The 17233-nt window shown below is 44.1% G+C and carries 18 protein-coding genes and 1 pseudogene; 9 read left to right on the top strand and 10 right to left on the bottom strand.

What is annotated here, in order from left to right:
* Nucleotides 1–249: 249 nt before the first annotated feature.
* The 5 genes and pseudogenes from NBH07_RS21535 to NBH07_RS21515 all read right to left on the bottom strand — a co-directional run.
* Nucleotides 250–1779: an ADP-ribosylglycohydrolase family protein gene (locus tag NBH07_RS21535; protein ID WP_122282032.1), complete on the bottom strand. Its 1530-nt coding sequence runs from the start codon at nucleotides 1777–1779 to the stop codon at nucleotides 250–252.
* A gap of 1 nt (nucleotide 1780) precedes the next feature.
* On the bottom strand, nucleotides 1781–2461 hold the full coding sequence (locus NBH07_RS21530) for a DarT ssDNA thymidine ADP-ribosyltransferase family protein (protein WP_122282033.1): 681 nt from the start codon (nucleotides 2459–2461) through the stop codon (nucleotides 1781–1783).
* Between the two features lie 29 nt (nucleotides 2462–2490).
* Nucleotides 2491–3987, bottom strand: coding sequence for a 3'-5' exonuclease (locus NBH07_RS21525; RefSeq protein ID WP_122282034.1), 1497 nt, complete (start codon nucleotides 3985–3987; stop codon nucleotides 2491–2493).
* A gap of 155 nt (nucleotides 3988–4142) precedes the next feature.
* Complete coding sequence (locus NBH07_RS21520; RefSeq protein WP_122282035.1) at nucleotides 4143–5417, bottom strand: ATP-binding protein; 1275 nt, start codon at nucleotides 5415–5417, stop codon at nucleotides 4143–4145.
* A 737-nt stretch (nucleotides 5418–6154) separates the two neighbouring features.
* Nucleotides 6155–6409 (bottom strand): annotated as a pseudogene (locus NBH07_RS21515) (tyrosine-type recombinase/integrase); the annotation flags it as partial.
* 205 nt (nucleotides 6410–6614) lie between these two features.
* Between NBH07_RS21515 and NBH07_RS21510 the strand changes: the two are divergent.
* Nucleotides 6615–7844, top strand: coding sequence for a site-specific integrase (locus tag NBH07_RS21510; protein ID WP_008764265.1), 1230 nt, complete (start codon nucleotides 6615–6617; stop codon nucleotides 7842–7844).
* A gap of 19 nt (nucleotides 7845–7863) precedes the next feature.
* Nucleotides 7864–9081, top strand: a complete 1218-nt coding sequence (locus NBH07_RS21505; RefSeq protein ID WP_008764264.1) for a site-specific integrase — start codon at nucleotides 7864–7866, stop codon at nucleotides 9079–9081.
* Nucleotides 9082–9417: 336 nt separating this feature from the next.
* Here NBH07_RS21505 and NBH07_RS21500 read toward each other — a convergent pair whose 3' ends face one another.
* The 3 genes from NBH07_RS21500 to NBH07_RS21490 all read right to left on the bottom strand — a co-directional run bounded on the left by NBH07_RS21500 (nucleotide 9418) and on the right by NBH07_RS21490 (nucleotide 11314).
* On the bottom strand, nucleotides 9418–10440 hold the full coding sequence (locus NBH07_RS21500) for a Fic family protein (RefSeq protein WP_008764263.1): 1023 nt from the start codon (nucleotides 10438–10440) through the stop codon (nucleotides 9418–9420).
* Between the two features lie 181 nt (nucleotides 10441–10621).
* Nucleotides 10622–10948 carry a helix-turn-helix domain-containing protein gene (locus NBH07_RS21495; RefSeq protein WP_008764262.1) on the bottom strand — a complete coding sequence of 109 codons (327 nt, stop codon included), beginning with the start codon at nucleotides 10946–10948 and terminating at the stop codon, nucleotides 10622–10624.
* Nucleotides 10949–10951: 3 nt separating this feature from the next.
* Complete coding sequence (locus NBH07_RS21490) at nucleotides 10952–11314, bottom strand: helix-turn-helix domain-containing protein (RefSeq protein WP_250833602.1); 363 nt, start codon at nucleotides 11312–11314, stop codon at nucleotides 10952–10954.
* Nucleotides 11315–11750: 436 nt separating this feature from the next.
* Between NBH07_RS21490 and NBH07_RS21485 the strand changes: the two genes are divergently transcribed.
* Entirely contained in the window at nucleotides 11751–12311 is a 561-nt protein-coding gene (locus NBH07_RS21485) for a hypothetical protein (RefSeq protein WP_008764260.1), read from the top strand.
* Between the two features lie 45 nt (nucleotides 12312–12356).
* Nucleotides 12357–12776 (top strand): hypothetical protein, encoded by a 420-nt coding sequence (locus tag NBH07_RS21480; RefSeq protein ID WP_008764259.1) that lies wholly within the window; start codon nucleotides 12357–12359, stop codon nucleotides 12774–12776.
* A gap of 110 nt (nucleotides 12777–12886) precedes the next feature.
* Here NBH07_RS21480 and NBH07_RS21475 read toward each other — a convergent pair whose 3' ends face one another.
* Nucleotides 12887–13192 carry a helix-turn-helix domain-containing protein gene (locus tag NBH07_RS21475; protein WP_005651898.1) on the bottom strand — a complete coding sequence of 102 codons (306 nt, stop codon included), beginning with the start codon at nucleotides 13190–13192 and terminating at the stop codon, nucleotides 12887–12889.
* A gap of 30 nt (nucleotides 13193–13222) precedes the next feature.
* The gene (locus NBH07_RS21470; RefSeq protein WP_008764257.1) at nucleotides 13223–13534 is read right to left on the bottom strand and encodes a helix-turn-helix domain-containing protein; all 312 of its coding nucleotides are present in this window, start codon (nucleotides 13532–13534) and stop codon (nucleotides 13223–13225) included.
* A 578-nt stretch (nucleotides 13535–14112) separates the two neighbouring features.
* On the opposite strand from NBH07_RS21470, the gene NBH07_RS21465 reads away from it, so the two are divergent.
* Genes NBH07_RS21465 through NBH07_RS21445 form a run of 5 tightly spaced genes read left to right on the top strand, consistent with a single transcriptional unit; the run spans nucleotide 14113 to nucleotide 16888 of the window.
* On the top strand, nucleotides 14113–14559 hold the full coding sequence (locus NBH07_RS21465) for a DUF3408 domain-containing protein (RefSeq protein WP_221734792.1): 447 nt from the start codon (nucleotides 14113–14115) through the stop codon (nucleotides 14557–14559).
* Nucleotides 14544–14750 (top strand): hypothetical protein, encoded by a 207-nt coding sequence (locus NBH07_RS21460; RefSeq protein ID WP_250833601.1) that lies wholly within the window; start codon nucleotides 14544–14546, stop codon nucleotides 14748–14750. Before NBH07_RS21465 ends, NBH07_RS21460 begins: the two co-directional genes overlap by 16 nt.
* A 34-nt stretch (nucleotides 14751–14784) precedes the next feature.
* The gene (locus NBH07_RS21455; protein ID WP_050751518.1) at nucleotides 14785–15159 is read left to right on the top strand and encodes a plasmid mobilization protein; all 375 of its coding nucleotides are present in this window, start codon (nucleotides 14785–14787) and stop codon (nucleotides 15157–15159) included.
* Nucleotides 15156–16082, top strand: coding sequence for a relaxase/mobilization nuclease domain-containing protein (locus NBH07_RS21450; protein WP_250833600.1), 927 nt, complete (start codon nucleotides 15156–15158; stop codon nucleotides 16080–16082). The genes NBH07_RS21455 and NBH07_RS21450 overlap by 4 nt, the downstream gene beginning before the upstream one ends.
* A 50-nt stretch (nucleotides 16083–16132) precedes the next feature.
* Nucleotides 16133–16888, top strand: coding sequence for a hypothetical protein (locus tag NBH07_RS21445; RefSeq protein ID WP_004329620.1), 756 nt, complete (start codon nucleotides 16133–16135; stop codon nucleotides 16886–16888).
* Nucleotides 16889–17233 lie beyond the last annotated feature (345 nt).

Genomic DNA, 17233 nt, shown 5'->3' with positions numbered 1-17233 from the left:
GAAAGAGTAGGTATAGACGAGAAAGTATTACTCGAAAAACGGATTACAAGATACAAACGTGAATTAGAACGAATTACAGGCACACATATAGAAATTGGCAATGCATGTGTTCCATAGAAGAAAATGGCTGGAGCCAATGAGTCTTGGCGCAGCCATTTCTTTTTCTACCCTTTGTTTGACTTTACTTTAATGAGCGTATATATAAGACGGGAATAAAGTAAAGCTCGTATTTTTCTTTTCGCTGCAACCCTATTTTTCATTTATTAGAATCGTCATCATAATATCAAGCTGCTCTTTTGATATTTTCTTTTGCCTGTTAACATATTCATTTAGTTTCTCAAATGCTTTAGGGCGGAGCTTACTTTCTGCAATTTGAAGCAACACTTCAACATCATTGTTTTTGTGTACATTGTTATCTATATTCTCTAATGTATCAAATAGCTGTGATACCACAATACTTTGACCGTTGTCAAAATGAACCCCAAGTATCAGATTATATTTACCCTTTGTTAGAGTAGGTTGTTTGTCTATAAAAGTGATTTTTCCTCTACCTAATGGAATGAATTCTACTTCTGTATTCAAAGAAAAATCATCGTTATGTATGTTATTCAACGATTGTAAATTAGCATCTGATATAAATGGAACACTTACAAATCTATCTTCAGAAATAGATAAAAGCTGTTCTGCAATTTTGTCTAAATAGTCATTATCTTGGACAGCCTTCCATTTATTAGGGATTATACTATCGCCATGCAGTGCGCCTATAAGTCCACCTGTGAAAGCTGCAATACTATCAGTATCAGCTCCCAAAGCATTGACAGCTTCTATAATTGCATTTAGTGGTTTATCGTGGAATTTTGCAGCTAAATAAATTCCTGCAATAACAGTTGAAGTCCCAGAACCTTTTGTAGCTTGGTTAAAACACCCTAATTTCGTCAATGTTTCTTTTACAGATAGATTTTGTTTGATGCTTTGAAATGCAAATCTCAGATAATTCTGTGTTTCTACTACTATTTCAGAATAAAGACGCTCAAACGTTATATCACTTAATTTATTCCACTCTTTAATCCATTCTTTTATTTCATATCTATTGGTAAATGCAAGGTCAAATTTTTGAAGAAAATCTAATCCTATTCGAATAATATAATTTTCCCAATTAAAATCTTCTGGTCTAAAAACTATAATTTGGTCAATAGCATAACCATATAACATTGCACCCAAAATCGCTCTTGGATGTCCGTGGGTTATTATACTATTACAGAAAATCTCCTCTTTAATTTTTTCGACATTTCCAAGATTAGCTAACGCAATAGGTAAAATCCTCATTGCAGCACCATTTGCACCACTTTGCCTATAATCTAGAATTCCACCATTCGTTTTATATGTATAAAAATTACTGAACCATGCAACTGATTTCCTTTGAATCTTTTCAGCAGCAATCTTTACAGTTCGACCTCCACCTCTCGCATAAGTTAACCAATTTGCAAGTTCAACTTTTGCAAAATAGTTATGATCGACCTCTCCGTTTTTTTTTATACTTCGTGCAACAGAAAGAAGTAATTGCGTATCGTCTGAATAAGATCCGGCTTCGATAATATCTACATAACCATAAAATCTACCACCAACTTTTTTTCCCCAAGTATGAAACTCTTCAATTCGAGCACTGCCAAATTTTTCTTTTAGCGATTGCGTATTTGTTTCAAACTCAGTCATCCACCCCAAAGCATCTCCAATAGCCGACAATTTAATGCTCCCTTTATATTTTGTTTCAGGTTTCATATTATATTCTTGAATTAATGAACAGTGAAGTATCTACTACAAAATTATCGGTATTATAACCACTTAATGCAGCTTTTCCTGCTGCTAAATCATTGGCATCTTTAAAACAAACTTGTAAAATATCAGATACAGGTATTTCATTTTTTACTAAAACCTCAGCTTGCTCATCCGTAGGATATTTAGATTTCAAATTTCCCCGTGAAATTACTCTTGAATTATAAGATGTTACGACAGTCAAAGATGGTGTAAACATCATTCGAAATTTATCAATATCACCTGTTACTCCCACATTCCTTTTATTATAACTATTTGCAGCATTTGTTACTGAAAATAAAGTATCTTGGTGATAAATATATTTCTTGTCTATTTTCAGAACACACCAATAAATATGGCTTTCATTTGCAGTTTTTTCTCTAAAGCGATTAAACAAAAACGAATTAGGGTGCTGTATTGAGAGATTGATGTAATTCTTATCATCAAATCTTATATCATCAGTAAACTCAACATAGTCACGAATATCAGTTTGAGCAACATCGAATTCTTCAAGCAATGCTCTAGAAAGTAATTTACCTTGTTCAAAAATACCCATAAGATTTATGGTTGGAGTGAAATGTATCAAATATTCAATTCCTCTCTCTTCTATTTCTTTTTCAAATGCAGTATGGTCTAATTTTAATTGCATAATCACAAAATATGAATATTATACTTTATTTAATTGTCGGCTTTTACAAGCAAATTTTCATCTATTTCAGTCAAATATCTAGAGGGCTCCCCACTTGATAAAAGATATAATCGCTCCCTAGCTCTTGTCATTGAAGTGTACAACAAACGTCTTTCTGTAGAAATATGTAATTCATCATCTTCTCCATTGAATCCTGGAGGATAAGGAAGTATATCATCATTCAGATCTATAATAAAAACATTGTCAAACTCAAGCCCTTTCACAGATGATAGTGTACAGATTTTAATAGATTCTCTTTCAAAATCGATTTCTCCCGAGTCTAATAATATTTGTGTGTCATATCCATTTCCCTCTAAAAATGACTGAATTTCATTTAGGCCGCTTCGACTTCGATGAAGCACGACTGTTGAGCTAATATTATTATTTGCCTTTAATTGATTTAATGATTTTAATAAATATAAATTTTGCTCATTCTTATTCTCAAAATATCCGACTATTGGTTTTTCATCTCCACTCCTTGCAGTTTCAACAGTTGTAAAATCGCTTTTATCATTTTCCTTTTCCAAAAGAGAGAGAGCAGCTTTAACTATTTGCACAGTATTGCGATAATTCTTTTTGAGTTCTATTGTTCTTCCACCTCGTACATTGAGACCAACTTCACTCCATGTAAAACCACTTTTATAAATTCTCTGTGCAGCATCAGCAATTACAGAAATACTTTTTGTCTCATCAGATACAAGTCGTGAAATAACAAGAATTTGAGCTTTACTCAAATCTTGTGCTTCATCAATAATAATATGGGAGAAAGGCTTCTCTAAATTAGGCTTTGAATCCAATATTCTCAAACAGAGTAAGGCATAGTCATCAAAGTCCACTTGTCCGTTTGTCTTAAGCTGATTATTATAGTCTGCAAAGATGCTCCAAATTATTTCTTTGTCTGACTTTGTAACTCTATCGCTAGTTCCTCTACCAGTTCTTTTTGCATCGAAATATTCTTCTTTTGATTGAAATGCCTTCCCTTTTATCCAAGAAATTTCTTCACAGAAAAACTCAACAGGTTTATTAGAAATGGCATAAGAAGAATATTTTGCTTTAATCCTAGATATGACACCTAACTGAAAATTTCCCGAAATTGTCTTGTATATTCGTTTATTATCAACAATATCATGTAGAGGAATCCCATTTTGTTCTATAAAATGATATGCCCATTTATGGAAACTTGTTATATAAACATTCAGCCCCTTAGGTTTAGTCGGTTTTATCTCATTTGTATCTGGTCGATAGCCTCCCGATATTTGTGGAGCAATGGCATTAATATATTTTACCAAAGTTTTATTATATGTAAAAATAGCAACCTTTGCTTCATTAAACAGATTCGCATAAGTATCGAGTAAATGTTTTGCTCGATACAATGCGACAGTTGTTTTCCCACTACCTGCAACTCCTTTAATTTGAATAGGATCAGTTGCTGGCAAAAATAAAACTCTTTTTTGCTCCCCTTTTAAGATAATTGGCTTTAATGACATATGAAGTTATTTTTTTCTATCGTTGATAAAATTAGTGATTATTCAATAAACCAAGTGTGATTTATTGTTTTTAACATTTGCTGAATTTAATTCCGCTAATAAGCCTACAAATTCAGATGTTGGTCTAATCAATAGTTTAACTCTGAATTTTATAATTAATTTTTCAAGCATCCAATCGGCACAACATACACTCCATCTGTTCGTTTATAGGCAAAATCGCCAACACCTGTCAACACCATACAAAAAGCAGGGGCTTTCATTCGGGAGGTATCTATGATATTTGAAAGTGCCATTAAGGTTTTTGCACCATCCTCAATCAACTTTTCCCCACCCAATTTTATTTCAATAAGACCATACGAACCATTCCGCAAATGTACCACAGCATCGCATTCCAAGCCGTTCTTGTCTCTATAATGATAAACAGAACCATCTAAGGCATCAGCATAAACCCTAAGATCTCGAATACACATTGTTTCAAAAAATAACCCAAATGTATTTAGGTCATTAATCAAATCATTAGGACCTAGGCCAAGAGCAGCCACGCCAACTGACGGATCAACATAGTACCTTGTATCTGATGTGCGAACAGCAGTTTTACTCCTTAAGTTGGGATTCCACGCAGGCATATCCTCAATTACGAATATTTTCCGCAAGGCAGTGAGATATGAATCTATTGTTTCATCACTGACATCTTCCGGCTCATTTGTTGATATATCTGCAAGTATTGTTGCAATACTTGCTTGTGCCCCTTGATGCCTGGCATAGGAACGCATAATTCTCTTTGCTCGTTCTGCATCACGTTTTACATTATCAACTCGTGATATATCGCTATTCGTAATAGCCTTATAATATTCTGTTGCTTGCAACAGTGCCGCCTTTTCTGTTTTCTTTTGTAAAGCCTTAGGCCACCCTCCACGGCAAACAACAAATGCCAGCATTGGTAATGTAAGTTTATTCAAGGCTCCTATTTTATCCGGCATAAGAAATAAATCCGATAGGCTTATCTCACCAGTAGAGTCTCCAGATTCCCATAAACTCATAGGGCGCATAGTAAGCCATCCATATCTTCCAGTACCTGTATGATGAATATCTTTGGTGTCAGCAGGTACCGCAGACCCCGTAAGCATAAATTGTCCATCCTTGCCTCTATGGTCTACCTCAAATCGGATGGCATCCCAAAATTGAGGTACTTCCTGCCATTCATCAATCAAACGAGGAGTTTCCCCCTCAAGCAAAAAGCTAATATTTGTTTGCGCCATCTGTTTGTATTGCTGCTGTTTGGTAGGGTCATCCATATAAATAATGCTTTTGGCCTGTTGCTCTGCTGTAGTTGTTTTGCCACAAGCCTTGGGGCCTTCTATCAACACAGCACCCATTGCCTCTAATTTATCACGTAGCAGTTGATCTGCTATTCGATTTTTATATTCCATAGAATTGTGTTTTTATGCAAATATAGCACATTTCTTTGTAATTCAATTCATTTTCGAAGATTATTTGGAAAAATGGCGGAATTGTATTTGGAAATTTGGCTTTATTTTGATTGGAAATTTGGCGTATAATTATTTTAGATTTTGTACTAGATTTAAAAAGCGCACTATTGCAGTGATACTCTTTTATGGCATTTTCATTGAAAAATTCCCAATCTCTGACTTCATAGTAGGTATTAGACGTTCGCCAAAGCCGTTTTAGTTCGGGCTTGCCCGTATGCTTGTAATAAACCCTTCTGGGGAGCCTAATACCCCAATCGCCTTACGTCGTTGGGAGGGTTGCCATACAATCTGCAAGCAGCAGCGATGAGATTGTCCGCTATCAAGGTGATTATAAAGCGGCAAACGGATAGGCAGGGTGTTTTGCGCATATCGGAGAATTTAGCCTATACCTGTTCGTGTCGAGTAGGTATCCGACAAGAGGGATAAGAAAGAATTTGCCCCTTATAGTGTTGCCTCATCCGACAAGAACGGGGTTATATCTTGTTTGTCTTTCATTGGTCTTTCAACACCACCGTCCGAGCAATGACATCCCAGTTTTAGGTGCAGTTTCGGACAACTGAACAGTCTCCAATTTTCTTTTCAGTTATTTACACGAAAACGGTTTACTTTAGTTTTTCTCCCTTATATATAAATACTAAAGTAAATTGAATTATATATGCACGCGCGGCTGGTAAACTTTAGTCGAACAATCCGTTTACTAAATTGACTGCATCGTCCTTTTTCTGATTGATGATTTTGGCGTACACCTGTGTCATCTTCACATCGGCATGGCCGAGCAGTTTCGAGGTCGTGTAGAGGTCTGCACCGAGCGTCAGCATCATCGTTGCGAACGTGTGCCTGCTCGTGTGGAATAAGATAGGCAAACAGAGCACCGGAAACGAGAAGAAAGGATAACGTAATCCACTGGAAACTAACCATTTCTCTATATTCTTCCACTTATAAAAAAAGCAGGAAAGTGGAGATTATTGAAGATGTTCAGTTACCAAACCGTTAGCAGGTCAGTTACCGAAAGGAAACGAGGTAACGCGAAGCAAATCGGATAATTAAAAACGCCGATATATTACACTGATTGTCATTGTTTTGCATGCCGAAGAACGCTTATAAAACAGGTAATTTTGCAACTAAAGTTATAAGCGTATGAAAGTAGAAAAATTCAAGGTTTTGCTCTACCTCAAAAAGAGCGGACTGGACAAGTCGGGCAAAGCTCCGATAATGGGACGCATCACCGTGAACCGGACGATGGCGCAGTTCAGCTGCAAGCTCTCCTGCACTCCCGGGCTGTGGAATCCCCGTGAAAGCCGGCTGAACGGCAAGAGCAGGGAGGCGGTGGAGACAAATGCGAAAATCGACAAGCTGCTGCTTGACATCAATGCCGCCTTCGATTCCCTTCTGGAGCGCAAGGGGGATTTTGATGCCGCTTCCGTCAAGGATGCCTTCCAGGGCAGCATGAAAACGCAGATGACCCTGATGAAAATGCTGGATGCCCTCAGGGATGAGGTGAAGAGCCGTATCGGGATAGACCGGGCAAAAGGTACCTATCCGGCATACGACTTTACCTGCCGTACCATGCGCGAGTTCATTGAAACCAAATTCAAGACGAAAGACCTGGCCTTCGGGCAGCTTACGGAACAGTTCATCCACGACTATGAGAATTTCATCCTTGACGAGAAAGGGTATGCCGTGGACACTGTACGGCATTACCTAGCAATTCTCAAGAAAACGTGCAAAAGGGCTTATCAGGAAGGACACTCCGAGCGGTTCATGTTCCAGCACTACGTCCTCCCGAAACAGACCGTCAAGACTCCCAAGGCACTGTGCCGTGAAAGCTTCGAGAAAATCCGTGACGTGGAGATAGCCCCGCACCGCACGACCCACCGTCTGGCAAGGGACCTGTTCCTCTTCGCCTGCTATACCGGGGTCGCCTACAGCGATGCCGTGACCGTCACCCGGGAAAACCTGTACACCGGCGAGGACGGCAAGCTATGGCTGAAATACCGCCGTAAAAAGAACGAGCTCCGCGCAAGCGTGAAGCTGCTGCCGGAAGCCGTCGCCCTGATAGAGAAATATCATGATGACAGCAGGGACACGCTGTTCCCGATGATCCACTATCCGAGCATGAGAAACCACATGAAGGCGCTGGCCGTACTGGCAGGGATAAAGGAGAACCTGTGCTACCATGTCGGACGCCACTCGTTCGCCTCGCTCGTCACCCTTGAAGCGGGCGTTCCGATAGAGACCATCAGCAGCATGCTGGGGCATAGCAACATACAGACGACCCAGGTCTATGCCCGCGTCACCCCGAAAAAGCTCTTCGAGGACATGGACAGGCTTATCGAGGCTACTGGAGATTTGAAACTTGTTCTATAACCCATAAACAATGAGAATCATGAGAAGTACCTTTTCCATACTGTTCTATATCAACCGCGGCAAGATAAAGGCTGACGGAACCACGGCGGTCATGTGCCGCATCACCATAGACGGCAGGAACACCGCCATCACCACCGGGATATGCTGCAAGCCGGAAGACTGGAACGCCCGAACCGGGACCATACGCACGGTAAGGGAAAACGCCAGACTGCAGGAGTACCGGAAGTATATCGAACAGACTTACGAGGAAATTCTGAGGACACAGGGTGTCGTCAGTGCGGAGATTATCAAGAATCGGGTGACAAGGCAGTTCGTCGTTCCGACACATCTGCTCCGGATGGGCGAGATAGAGCGTGAACGTCTCAGAATACGTAGCAGGGAGATCAATTCCACTTCCACCTACCGGCAATCACAGTATTTCCAGAAGTACCTGACGGACTACCTTGTTTCACTGGGGAAGAAGGACATCGCCTTTGAAGAAATAACGGAAGACTTCGGCAGGAACTACAAGGCATTCCTTATCAGGAACAAGAATTTCAGCACCTCGCAGACCAACCGCTGCCTCTGCTGGCTGAACCGCCTCTTGTATCTTGCCGTGGACAACGAGATCCTGCGCACCAATCCGGTGGAGAATGTCGAATATGAGAAGAAAACCGCACCCAAGCACAAGTATGTCACCCGTGAAGAGATGAAAAGGATACTGGCCATGCCCCTGAATGAAGGACGTGCGGAACTGGGCAGGCGTGCATTCATCTTCTCCTATTTCACCGGGCTTGCCTATGCCGACATCAAGCAGCTCCATCCGTGCCATATCGGGACGACGGCGGAGGGTCGGCGGTTCATCCGCATCAACCGGAAGAAGACCGGGGTGGAAGCGTTCATCCCCCTGCACCCGATAGCCGAGCAGATACTGTCCCTGTACAATACCACCGACATACACAGTCCCGTGTTCCCGTTGCCGAGCCGGGATTCCATCTGGCACGAGATACGGGAAATCGGCGTGATCCTGGGCAGGCACGATGACCTTTCGTACCATCAGGCCCGGCACGGGTTCGGGGTCCTGCTCATTTCAGAGAGCGTATCCATCGAGAGCATAGCCAAGATGATGGGACACTCGAACATTTCCACCACACAAGGGTATGCCAGGATAACGGAAGAAAAAATTTCAAGGGAAATGGACAGACTGATGGAAAAGAGAAGCCAAAGCCGCACACATTCCGGCTCTGACAGCCAATGACAATTTCGCAGCCGCCTGCTTCCTCGCCGTCCATGAAGTTAGTACAGACTTCATTGAAAGTGAAAAGGTCGAGCGGCCGTGCCGTTTCGGGCAGAATCTTCCTTTGCAGGCAAAGCGTATTCAGCCCGAAAACCTTTCCCCTTTCACGTCTGTACAAGGAAGGCTGACGGCAGCGGAAACAAGCGACCGACGGAAAAGTCGATACAACAAAAAAAGAAACAGCATACAGACAGTAGGAAACTACCGGTCCGTATGCTGTTCTGATTTTCTATAGGAGGGCGTTTTTTTGAAACACAATGAAAAAGGCAGGCGGCAAACTGCGCTCCCTCCAAAAAATCAATCCTTTTTTTCGACCACCTGCCAATATCCGCCCTTGTCCGGTCCGATTCGTCGGAGCACCCCGTCCGCTTTCAATGCGGCAATCTGTTTTTCCACCGCTTTGGCTGTTATGCCTATCCGTTCTGCGAGAGTTGCTGCACTCAACGTGTTGTCCTGTGAAAGCAGAGTCATGATTTTCTCCCTACTTTTCACTTTCTTCTCCCTACTTTTTTGTGGTTTCTCCCCACTTATGGGAGTATCATCAATGGATTTACGGTAAACCTCTATGTCACGGGTGAGATTTTTAATCATGGTAGCTGTCATAAATTCCCTGAAAACATTCAAATCCTCGTTCTCGCGGGTTTCCACCAGTGCCTTGATATATTCTTCCTTGTCCTCCTTGAGGATTTTTGTCGGTATCAGTCCGAACTCGAATTGCAGCATGTTCATCAGCAGGCGGGCCATCCTGCCGTTCCCGTCTGCCCAAGGGTGTATTGTCACCAAGTCATAGTGGGCATCAAAACTGATTTCATATAACTGTGTCATGCTCTTGGCGGCATGATTTTCACGTTCCCTGTTCAGCCGGGTACAAAATTCCGACAGTTTAGCCGGGACCTTGCTGTAGTTCATGTACGATTTTCCACCGGGTCCGGCCGTGACATTCAACAGGCGCAAATCACCCCGTGCCGATGAGAAATCCCCCAATACGGTCTTGTACTCCTGCCCCGTGTTTTTCAAGACAAGGGCAGAGAGGCTTTTCAGCAAATCAACGGTTATGTCGGTATGGGCATCTGCCAGCCTTATGGCATGCTCGTATGCGTCTTTCAGGTCGAGATTCATGTGCTGTTCCACGATGCTCTTTCCTTTCAGACTGATTCCCTGATCGAACATGATTTGATTCTCAAGTTCGGTAATGGTGGAGCCTTCAATGGCCGTAGAGTGGGTAATGAGGGAATAGAGATAGAATTTGTCATAATCTATCTGCCTGTCTATTCCCAATTCTCTGTACAGAGATACAAGTTTTTCGAGTTCGGTCTGCATACATTTTCACTTTGAACGCAAAGATACGTTTTTCTCCCCACCAAACTGCCGTTTTCTCCCTACTTTTTTACGCTTTTCTCCCTACTTTTTATTGAAGTTACCATGAAAGTTGCCTTTAATCCGTAAAACGACTCTTTGAGTATAGAATTTACGAATAAGAGCAACTTTACCGGTCAGTCCATCATATATCCCGTTTCAAGCGGTACGCCTCCTTGTACCCGTCCATCAACGTACGTTCAATGTCGGAAGCCCTGTACAGGATCCTGCCGCCTATCTGGATATAGGGCAGTATACCGTTGTTGCGGTAATCCTGAAGGCTCCTGCGGCTGACCTTCAGTCTGACGGCTAGTTCCTTGTCGGTATAATAGCGTTCCCCGTCCAGAGACGGCTTGTTGTTTTCACGTATTTTCTCCACCTTTTCCGATAGTTCTTCCAGCGACGAGAGGAAGGCTCTCACGCGCATGTCGTTTTCCGGTGTCAGCAGCCGGATATTGCCATTGTCATTCATAAATCAGATATCTGTTTGTTGGTTGATTGGTTTGTTGGTTGGCTTGTTGGTCACATTGCATTTTCTTTCCTTGCCGGCTGTTATACACCGCTTCATTTCAGCCACGGGAAAGACGGCCTTCACGTCCTCCGGTCTGTAATACACCTTGTGGCTTATTTTGGTGTAAGCCAGCGTTCCGTTCTCCCGCATCGTCTGCAAGGTTCTCGGACTGATGCAGAGCAGCCTGCACACGTCATTGCTGTCAAGCCACTCCTTTTCTCCCAAGTCTTCCTGTTCCCGGCAGAGCCGTTCCACCTTTTCCGCGAAAATCTCGAATCCCGAAAGCATCCTCTCGAAAGTCGCCTTGTCTATGACCACTACTTCCATAATTCTTAAATTTTAAGTTTGACATTTGTTTTTTTCTATAGCTGGAACGGCGGACAGATGATACCGGAAAGGGGCTCTGGTGTCCGTAAAAGCGTTCCGCAAGCGAAGGAAACAAAAAAACAGAAACAGACCGCAAACCGGACGGCATGTGTCACCGTCAGACATTCCTTTTCACAGCAAGAGGATAATTGCAGGCGGTAAAAAGCAGAAAAGGACACACTCATTTCTTTGAAGCAAAGGTAGCCGTTCCCCACCGGAGCGCAAGGCCGGGCCCTGCGGGTCGGCGGGGAAAAAATCATCCTCGCGCTTTGCGCTCCGGTATTTTTTCTTGCCGAGCCTTGACGCTTTTCCGGTGGGAGAACGGCTGTAAGGCATTCAAAGAAACAAGAGTGCCCGTACTACGGGCCGGATGTCTAACAGATAAAAGCAAAAGGATATGGCAACAAAAGACGTGAAAGAATTCAACGGATGGTTTAACCGTTCATACGCGAGATTGAAGGAGAGACTCTCCATCTATGGAAAAATCGACGAAGACGCGTTCCATGACGCATATCTGGCTGTCAGGAAGCAGATAATGTTCTCAAGTGTCGGGATAGAAGATCCGGAGTCCTATTTCTTCGGATGCTATAGGAGAATCCTGCAGTCGGGCGCAAGGGATGAAAGCCGTTACGACAGCCCCGGAGACGAGTATTTCGCAAGACTGGGTGAGACGGACTGCGCGGAAGAGACAGAGGAACGGGAAGAGATGCTGACCGGATGCGACAGGCTGGTAAGGGACATACAGAAGTTCCTCAGGCGGCATTTCTCCTATGAGGATTACAGGATATTCATGCTGCGGTTCTACGAGACCGGAAGCTCATTCCGCACCATAGCCAGGCACATGGGCGAGAAGACCTCGGTGGTGACACGCAGGGCGCAGGCGATGATGGAATCCGTCCGGGCAAACAGGAAGTTCATCGCCAGAAGAAGACTGATCATGGCCGGAGAGGCGGCATGACAAGAATAAAGGACAACAAGGTATAACAATAAAATATTGATGATTATGAAACTGACAGTTTATGACAAGAGCAATTCCCATCCGGCACTGACCTACAAAGGCAAACGGATCATCACGGTATGCCGTGACGGCAGCATGTACCTGAGCAGGATACTGAGCAGGGAACTGAGCCTGCACGCAGGAAACAGGCTGTGTATCGCCAGGGACGAAGACAGGCCCAAGGACTGGTACATGTTCGTCTCGGATGACGAGAACGGCTTCACGATCTGGAACGACCCGCGTTGCGCCCGCTTCTCCAACAGCTTCATCGCCGGCATGATACTCGATGTGGCAAAGGTCGAGAAATGCGCCGGTTTCATGGTGGCGAAAGAGCCGGTGAATGTGGACGGCAGACTATGCTACCGGATAATACTTGACAACCCGATACCGAAAGGGGTAAGTGTAAGGACCACCGGTACGAAATAAGCCCGACACCTGAAAGAAACAGCAAGGGGCATCCGGAGGAAGGAAGAAGAACCGACCTCCGGGTGTCCCTTTTTTCATGCGGCCACAGGCAGAAGGAACGGGATGGATTTTCATTTCCTTGAACGGTATGCCTCCCTATAGCCGTCCATCAGGGTACGCTCTATGTCTGAAGCCCTGTACAGAATCTTGCCGCCCACCTGAATATAGGGCAGTATGCCGTTGCTTCGGTAATCCTGCAATGTCCTGCGGCTCACTTTAAGCAGGTGCGACACCTCCTTGTCAGTCAGCAGCTCATCGCCATATACGGGAGGTCGGCGTTGGCTGAACAACTTTTCGAACGAAGCCAGAAGCCGGTCGAAATTCGAGTGGAATTTACATACCCACTCATGGTCTTTTTCTCTGATTTCACTACTCATACGGTTTGTCTTTAATTGATACTTCAACTGCTAAATGCTTTTGCCTTTCCATTTCGCCTCTTTCCGTCTCTCTTCCACATCCACAATGACCCGTTCCACGTCTTCCAGACGGTAGTAGGTGCGGTTGCCAATCTTGGTAAAGGCGAGTGTGCCGTTGTCACGGAGGGTCTGCAATGTCCTCGGGCTGATACGCAGTTTCCGGCAGACGTCATGACTGTCCATCCATCGTTCTGCCTTCTTCTCCCCGTGCTGTCGGCAGAGGTCATCCATCCGCTGCACGAAGTAATCCAACTTGGCAGCTATCTCCTCAAAGGTTCTTTTTTCAAAACTTACTATTTCCATAATCTCATTGTTTATTTCCATTTGATACTGTTTCCATCTTGTACCGCCAAGGCAAAGCCGGCTTACTGCCTTATCCGATACATCTGACAGGAGGGAACAAGTGGCATGGCTGCAGCAATTTCCTGTTCCCGGTACAAATTAAAGCAGTAATAATCACACTGCAATGGATTTGCAGACGGCTGACGGTCTGTTTCATCATCTGTCATCATGTTGCATGGCCGGTGGACAGTATGACCCGACTGAGCAAAGCCGCCATGTGATTATTACTGCCTGAACTGACTGTAGCAAGTATACCGGTACGATTGCAACGGGTTATCCTATATCCGGTAAAGTGTCCGTTGGATTCAGTCTCCATACTGCCATGAAATCATTGCCAGATTCCATGGACGCCCGTGCGGGTGTGGCAAATCACAGCAGTCGCCACCGTTTGTCCGGTGCATATAATGCAGAACCGGTCATAATTGTCACACTCACTCCATTTGCTTGACACAGTGCACTATACATACTTTCTTTGCTGCCGATAACCGGTCAAGGTACATACCAAGACCACTGTATTGACTTATTAAAATTCAAAGATTATGGCTACAAGAAAAAGCTTTGACAAAGAGCGGTGGGAAGCTATGACAGGTATGGAAATGTCACAGCTCCTTCCTGAGTGTGAAAACCCTGAAAGTGCAGGAGAGGTTACTGAGCATGCCGGGAATGAAATCCTGCCAACAGTCACGGAACAATCCGGGATCCAGGAGCCGGCAGAGAAAGATGGTTCCGCTCCTGCATCCAAGTGCCGGATTAGTGGCAGGCAACGCAGGCTGTCACTGGAAGAGTACCGCAGCACATTCCTACAGGTTCCCAGAATAGAAGACCGCAAGCCCGTATTCGTGAGCTGCGAGGTAAGGGACAGGCTGGACGAGTATGTCCGCAAGCTCGGAAGCCGGAGGATGAGCGTTTCAGGACTGCTGGAAAATATCGCCCGGCAGCATCTTGAAATCTATTCGGAAGACTTCGAGCGGTGGCGCAAACTGTAAAAGACACCCGGTGCAAAATCCATCCGCATCATGGAATGATGGCATTCCAGCATTCAGAACCCGCCAGAGGCGGTCAACGGACGGAACATCAGTTTCGGGAGTTAGCGAGGTTATCTTTCGGGCATCCCGAAAAACCTCGCTCCACTCCCGAAGAGTGGAGGCAATCCGCTCCCGGTGGTCGCAGATTGTGAGAAAAAGAATAATCAGAAATCAAACGAAGAAAATATGAATGACAGAAAGAAAAACAGACCGAGGGGACGCCCCAAAATAAGCGGAGTGTGCAAACTCAGCAAAGCCGTTACAGTGAAATTCTCCAAGATAGACTACGAGCGGCTATGCCGACGCAGCAGACAGGCTAACCTCACGCTGGCGGAATTTCTCCGCGTATCAGCCTTTGAGACGACGATAACGGCCAGACACTCTGCCGAGGAGACGGCCGTCATACGCAGTCTTACGGGTATGGCGAACAACCTGAACCAGCTGACCCGGCTGTCCCATCAGACCGGATTCCACCGTACCCAAAGGACGGTAACAGAACTTCTGCAGAAACTCAAGGAGATTATTATCCGGTATAGGCACGGAGAAAGGAGGCCGTCATGATTGGAAAGATCAAGAAAGGGAAATCCTTCGGCGGCTGTATCCGCTACGTGATGGGCAAGGACAACGCGGAAATCATTGACTCAGATGGTGTATTGCTGGGAAATATCCGGGAAATAACGGACAGTTTCGACTACCAGCGGGAGCTTAATCCGAAGATAAAACAGCCTGTCGGGCACATCGCATTGAGTTTCAAGCCGGAAGACAAGGCATTGCTGACAGATGAATTTATGGCTAAAATAGCCCGGGAATATATGAAACTGATGGAAATAAAGAACACTCAGTTCATCCTGGTAAGGCATCATAACACAGACAATCCGCACTGCCACCTGGTCTATAACCGCATCGGATATGACGGCAAGGTAATCTCTTCCCAAAGCGATTACAAGCGTAATGAAATCGCCACAAAATTGCTTAAGGACAAGTACGGGCTGACATATGCGGAGGGCAAGGGCAAGACTAATGTGGAGAAACTCCATGCTTCGGAGCGTGTGAAATACGAAATCTTCAATGCCGTCAAGGCAGCTTTGAAGCATTCCAAAACATGGAAAGAGTTCAACGATTACCTGCTTCGCCGGGGTATCAGGCTGGAATTTGTAAAACGTACCAGGGAGATAAAAAAGCTGGAGGACATACAAGGAATCCGGTTCACCAAGGACGGACAAACCTTCAAGGCTTCGCAAATCAGCCGGGAGTTCAGCTTTGCCAGGCTGAATGCCCAATTGAGTTGGAAGCCTTCGGAATCCCAACAGGCATCCGAACGCAAAGTGCAGCAAAGAATACCGGACGGAGGCCATCTTCTGGAAAGTACGGGACCTGGACTGTTCAGTCCAAAAAGCGACACCGCTCCCGAAGAGCCGTTACCTCAGGAAGAACTCTTGCGCAGACGCAGGAAAAAGAAAAGGAGGAAAGGATTCGGGCTGTAGCCTGTCCTTTCTTCATTCAAATTATTTATGAACATTAAAATTGTAGGAATATGAAATTGGAAGAATATATCGAGAGCATCTTTGGATGCCTGGAAAGAATCGAAAACAAAATCAACGGGCTGTCCGTTCCCTTACCGGAAGGTAACAGCCCGACAGTTAACAATGAAAAGGATGACTCCGTGCTGAATGAAGTCCTGAAAAGTCATGAGACATTTCGCAACTTGTTGGCTCGCTTGTACGAGGGACTTGCTGCCATTAAGAACGATATGGTTTCCATGGACAGGAAAAACTCGTCACAGGAAAGACTTGGACAGGTCTTGTCTGAAATGCGTAATGAACAGCGTCAGCACCAGGAGAAAGTGGAAGCCTTGTTTTGTGAGACCAATGACACAATCAGAAAGAATGCCGTCAAGACAAGCAACATCAACCATCATTTCAGCCTGAGTATAGAATCCCCTTACACTCTTTGGAGTTTTTTCGTGATGTTTGCAACAATCGTGGTCTTGTCCGTGGCTCTCTATTTTTCGGTGAGAACTGACAATGTACAGGCCGATAATGATCTGAAGTACCGTTATGTCAAGATGAAAGGAGATGCTACCCCCGAGCAACTTGTGAAACTAGAGAATCTCTTTGGACCGAATCGGGATAACGGACTGATCAAGCAGATGCGTGAGGACGTGGAGGCCTACGAGGAAGCGGTACGGAGACAGGCCACCCTGATCGAACAGGTACGGCTGAAAGAACAGGCTGCAAGAGAACTGGACAGCAAGGCGAAGTCCATCAAGGACAAGTCAATTAAAAAGTAAGCTTACGGCCAGTGTTAAGATAAAAATTAGACTTTATACAGCCATATAGCTCTTTCATTTATACTAATACTTCCCTGAAAGATGGGGCTTATATTTAAATAAAAGAGCCATAATACTGCCGTAGATAAAAAGTGTATATGTAATCAATCTTCTATACAAAATTCGTAATCAGATAAAAATATATCAGATTTTATATACTTTCGCTTTTTGAAGAGTAGATTTAAAGGACTTTTAAAGAGGCGTATCATTACTCAATACAAAGCTTGATACGCCTTTTCTTTTAGAATGTTCAATTTTAATATTTTGCACACTATCATGTTCCATATAATGTTGGTTAATATCTGC

It is taken from the genome of Parabacteroides sp. B2-S-102, from assembly GCF_023656665.1.
GTDB lineage: Bacteria > Bacteroidota > Bacteroidia > Bacteroidales > Tannerellaceae > Parabacteroides > Parabacteroides distasonis.
This window is presented reverse-complemented; position numbering and strand designations above follow the sequence as displayed.

Excerpts from the sequence above, each read along its gene's own strand:
- NBH07_RS21535 (WP_122282032.1), bottom strand. The coding sequence starts at position 1,779 with ATGAAACCTGAAACAAAATATAAAGGGAGCATTAAATTGTCGGCTATT.
- NBH07_RS21530 (WP_122282033.1), bottom strand. The coding sequence starts at position 2,461 with ATGCAATTAAAATTAGACCATACTGCATTTGAAAAAGAAATAGAAGAG.
- NBH07_RS21525 (WP_122282034.1), bottom strand. The coding sequence starts at position 3,987 with ATGTCATTAAAGCCAATTATCTTAAAAGGGGAGCAAAAAAGAGTTTTA.
- NBH07_RS21520 (WP_122282035.1), bottom strand. The coding sequence starts at position 5,417 with ATGGAATATAAAAATCGAATAGCAGATCAACTGCTACGTGATAAATTA.
- NBH07_RS21510 (WP_008764265.1), top strand. The coding sequence starts at position 6,615 with ATGAAAGTAGAAAAATTCAAGGTTTTGCTCTACCTCAAAAAGAGCGGA.
- NBH07_RS21505 (WP_008764264.1), top strand. The coding sequence starts at position 7,864 with ATGAGAAGTACCTTTTCCATACTGTTCTATATCAACCGCGGCAAGATA.
- NBH07_RS21500 (WP_008764263.1), bottom strand. The coding sequence starts at position 10,440 with ATGCAGACCGAACTCGAAAAACTTGTATCTCTGTACAGAGAATTGGGA.
- NBH07_RS21495 (WP_008764262.1), bottom strand. The coding sequence starts at position 10,948 with ATGAATGACAATGGCAATATCCGGCTGCTGACACCGGAAAACGACATG.
- NBH07_RS21490 (WP_250833602.1), bottom strand. The coding sequence starts at position 11,314 with ATGGAAGTAGTGGTCATAGACAAGGCGACTTTCGAGAGGATGCTTTCG.
- NBH07_RS21485 (WP_008764260.1), top strand. The coding sequence starts at position 11,751 with ATGGCAACAAAAGACGTGAAAGAATTCAACGGATGGTTTAACCGTTCA.
- NBH07_RS21480 (WP_008764259.1), top strand. The coding sequence starts at position 12,357 with ATGAAACTGACAGTTTATGACAAGAGCAATTCCCATCCGGCACTGACC.
- NBH07_RS21475 (WP_005651898.1), bottom strand. The coding sequence starts at position 13,192 with ATGAGTAGTGAAATCAGAGAAAAAGACCATGAGTGGGTATGTAAATTC.
- NBH07_RS21470 (WP_008764257.1), bottom strand. The coding sequence starts at position 13,534 with ATGGAAATAGTAAGTTTTGAAAAAAGAACCTTTGAGGAGATAGCTGCC.
- NBH07_RS21465 (WP_221734792.1), top strand. The coding sequence starts at position 14,113 with ATGGCTACAAGAAAAAGCTTTGACAAAGAGCGGTGGGAAGCTATGACA.
- NBH07_RS21455 (WP_050751518.1), top strand. The coding sequence starts at position 14,785 with ATGAATGACAGAAAGAAAAACAGACCGAGGGGACGCCCCAAAATAAGC.
- NBH07_RS21450 (WP_250833600.1), top strand. The coding sequence starts at position 15,156 with ATGATTGGAAAGATCAAGAAAGGGAAATCCTTCGGCGGCTGTATCCGC.
- NBH07_RS21445 (WP_004329620.1), top strand. The coding sequence starts at position 16,133 with ATGAAATTGGAAGAATATATCGAGAGCATCTTTGGATGCCTGGAAAGA.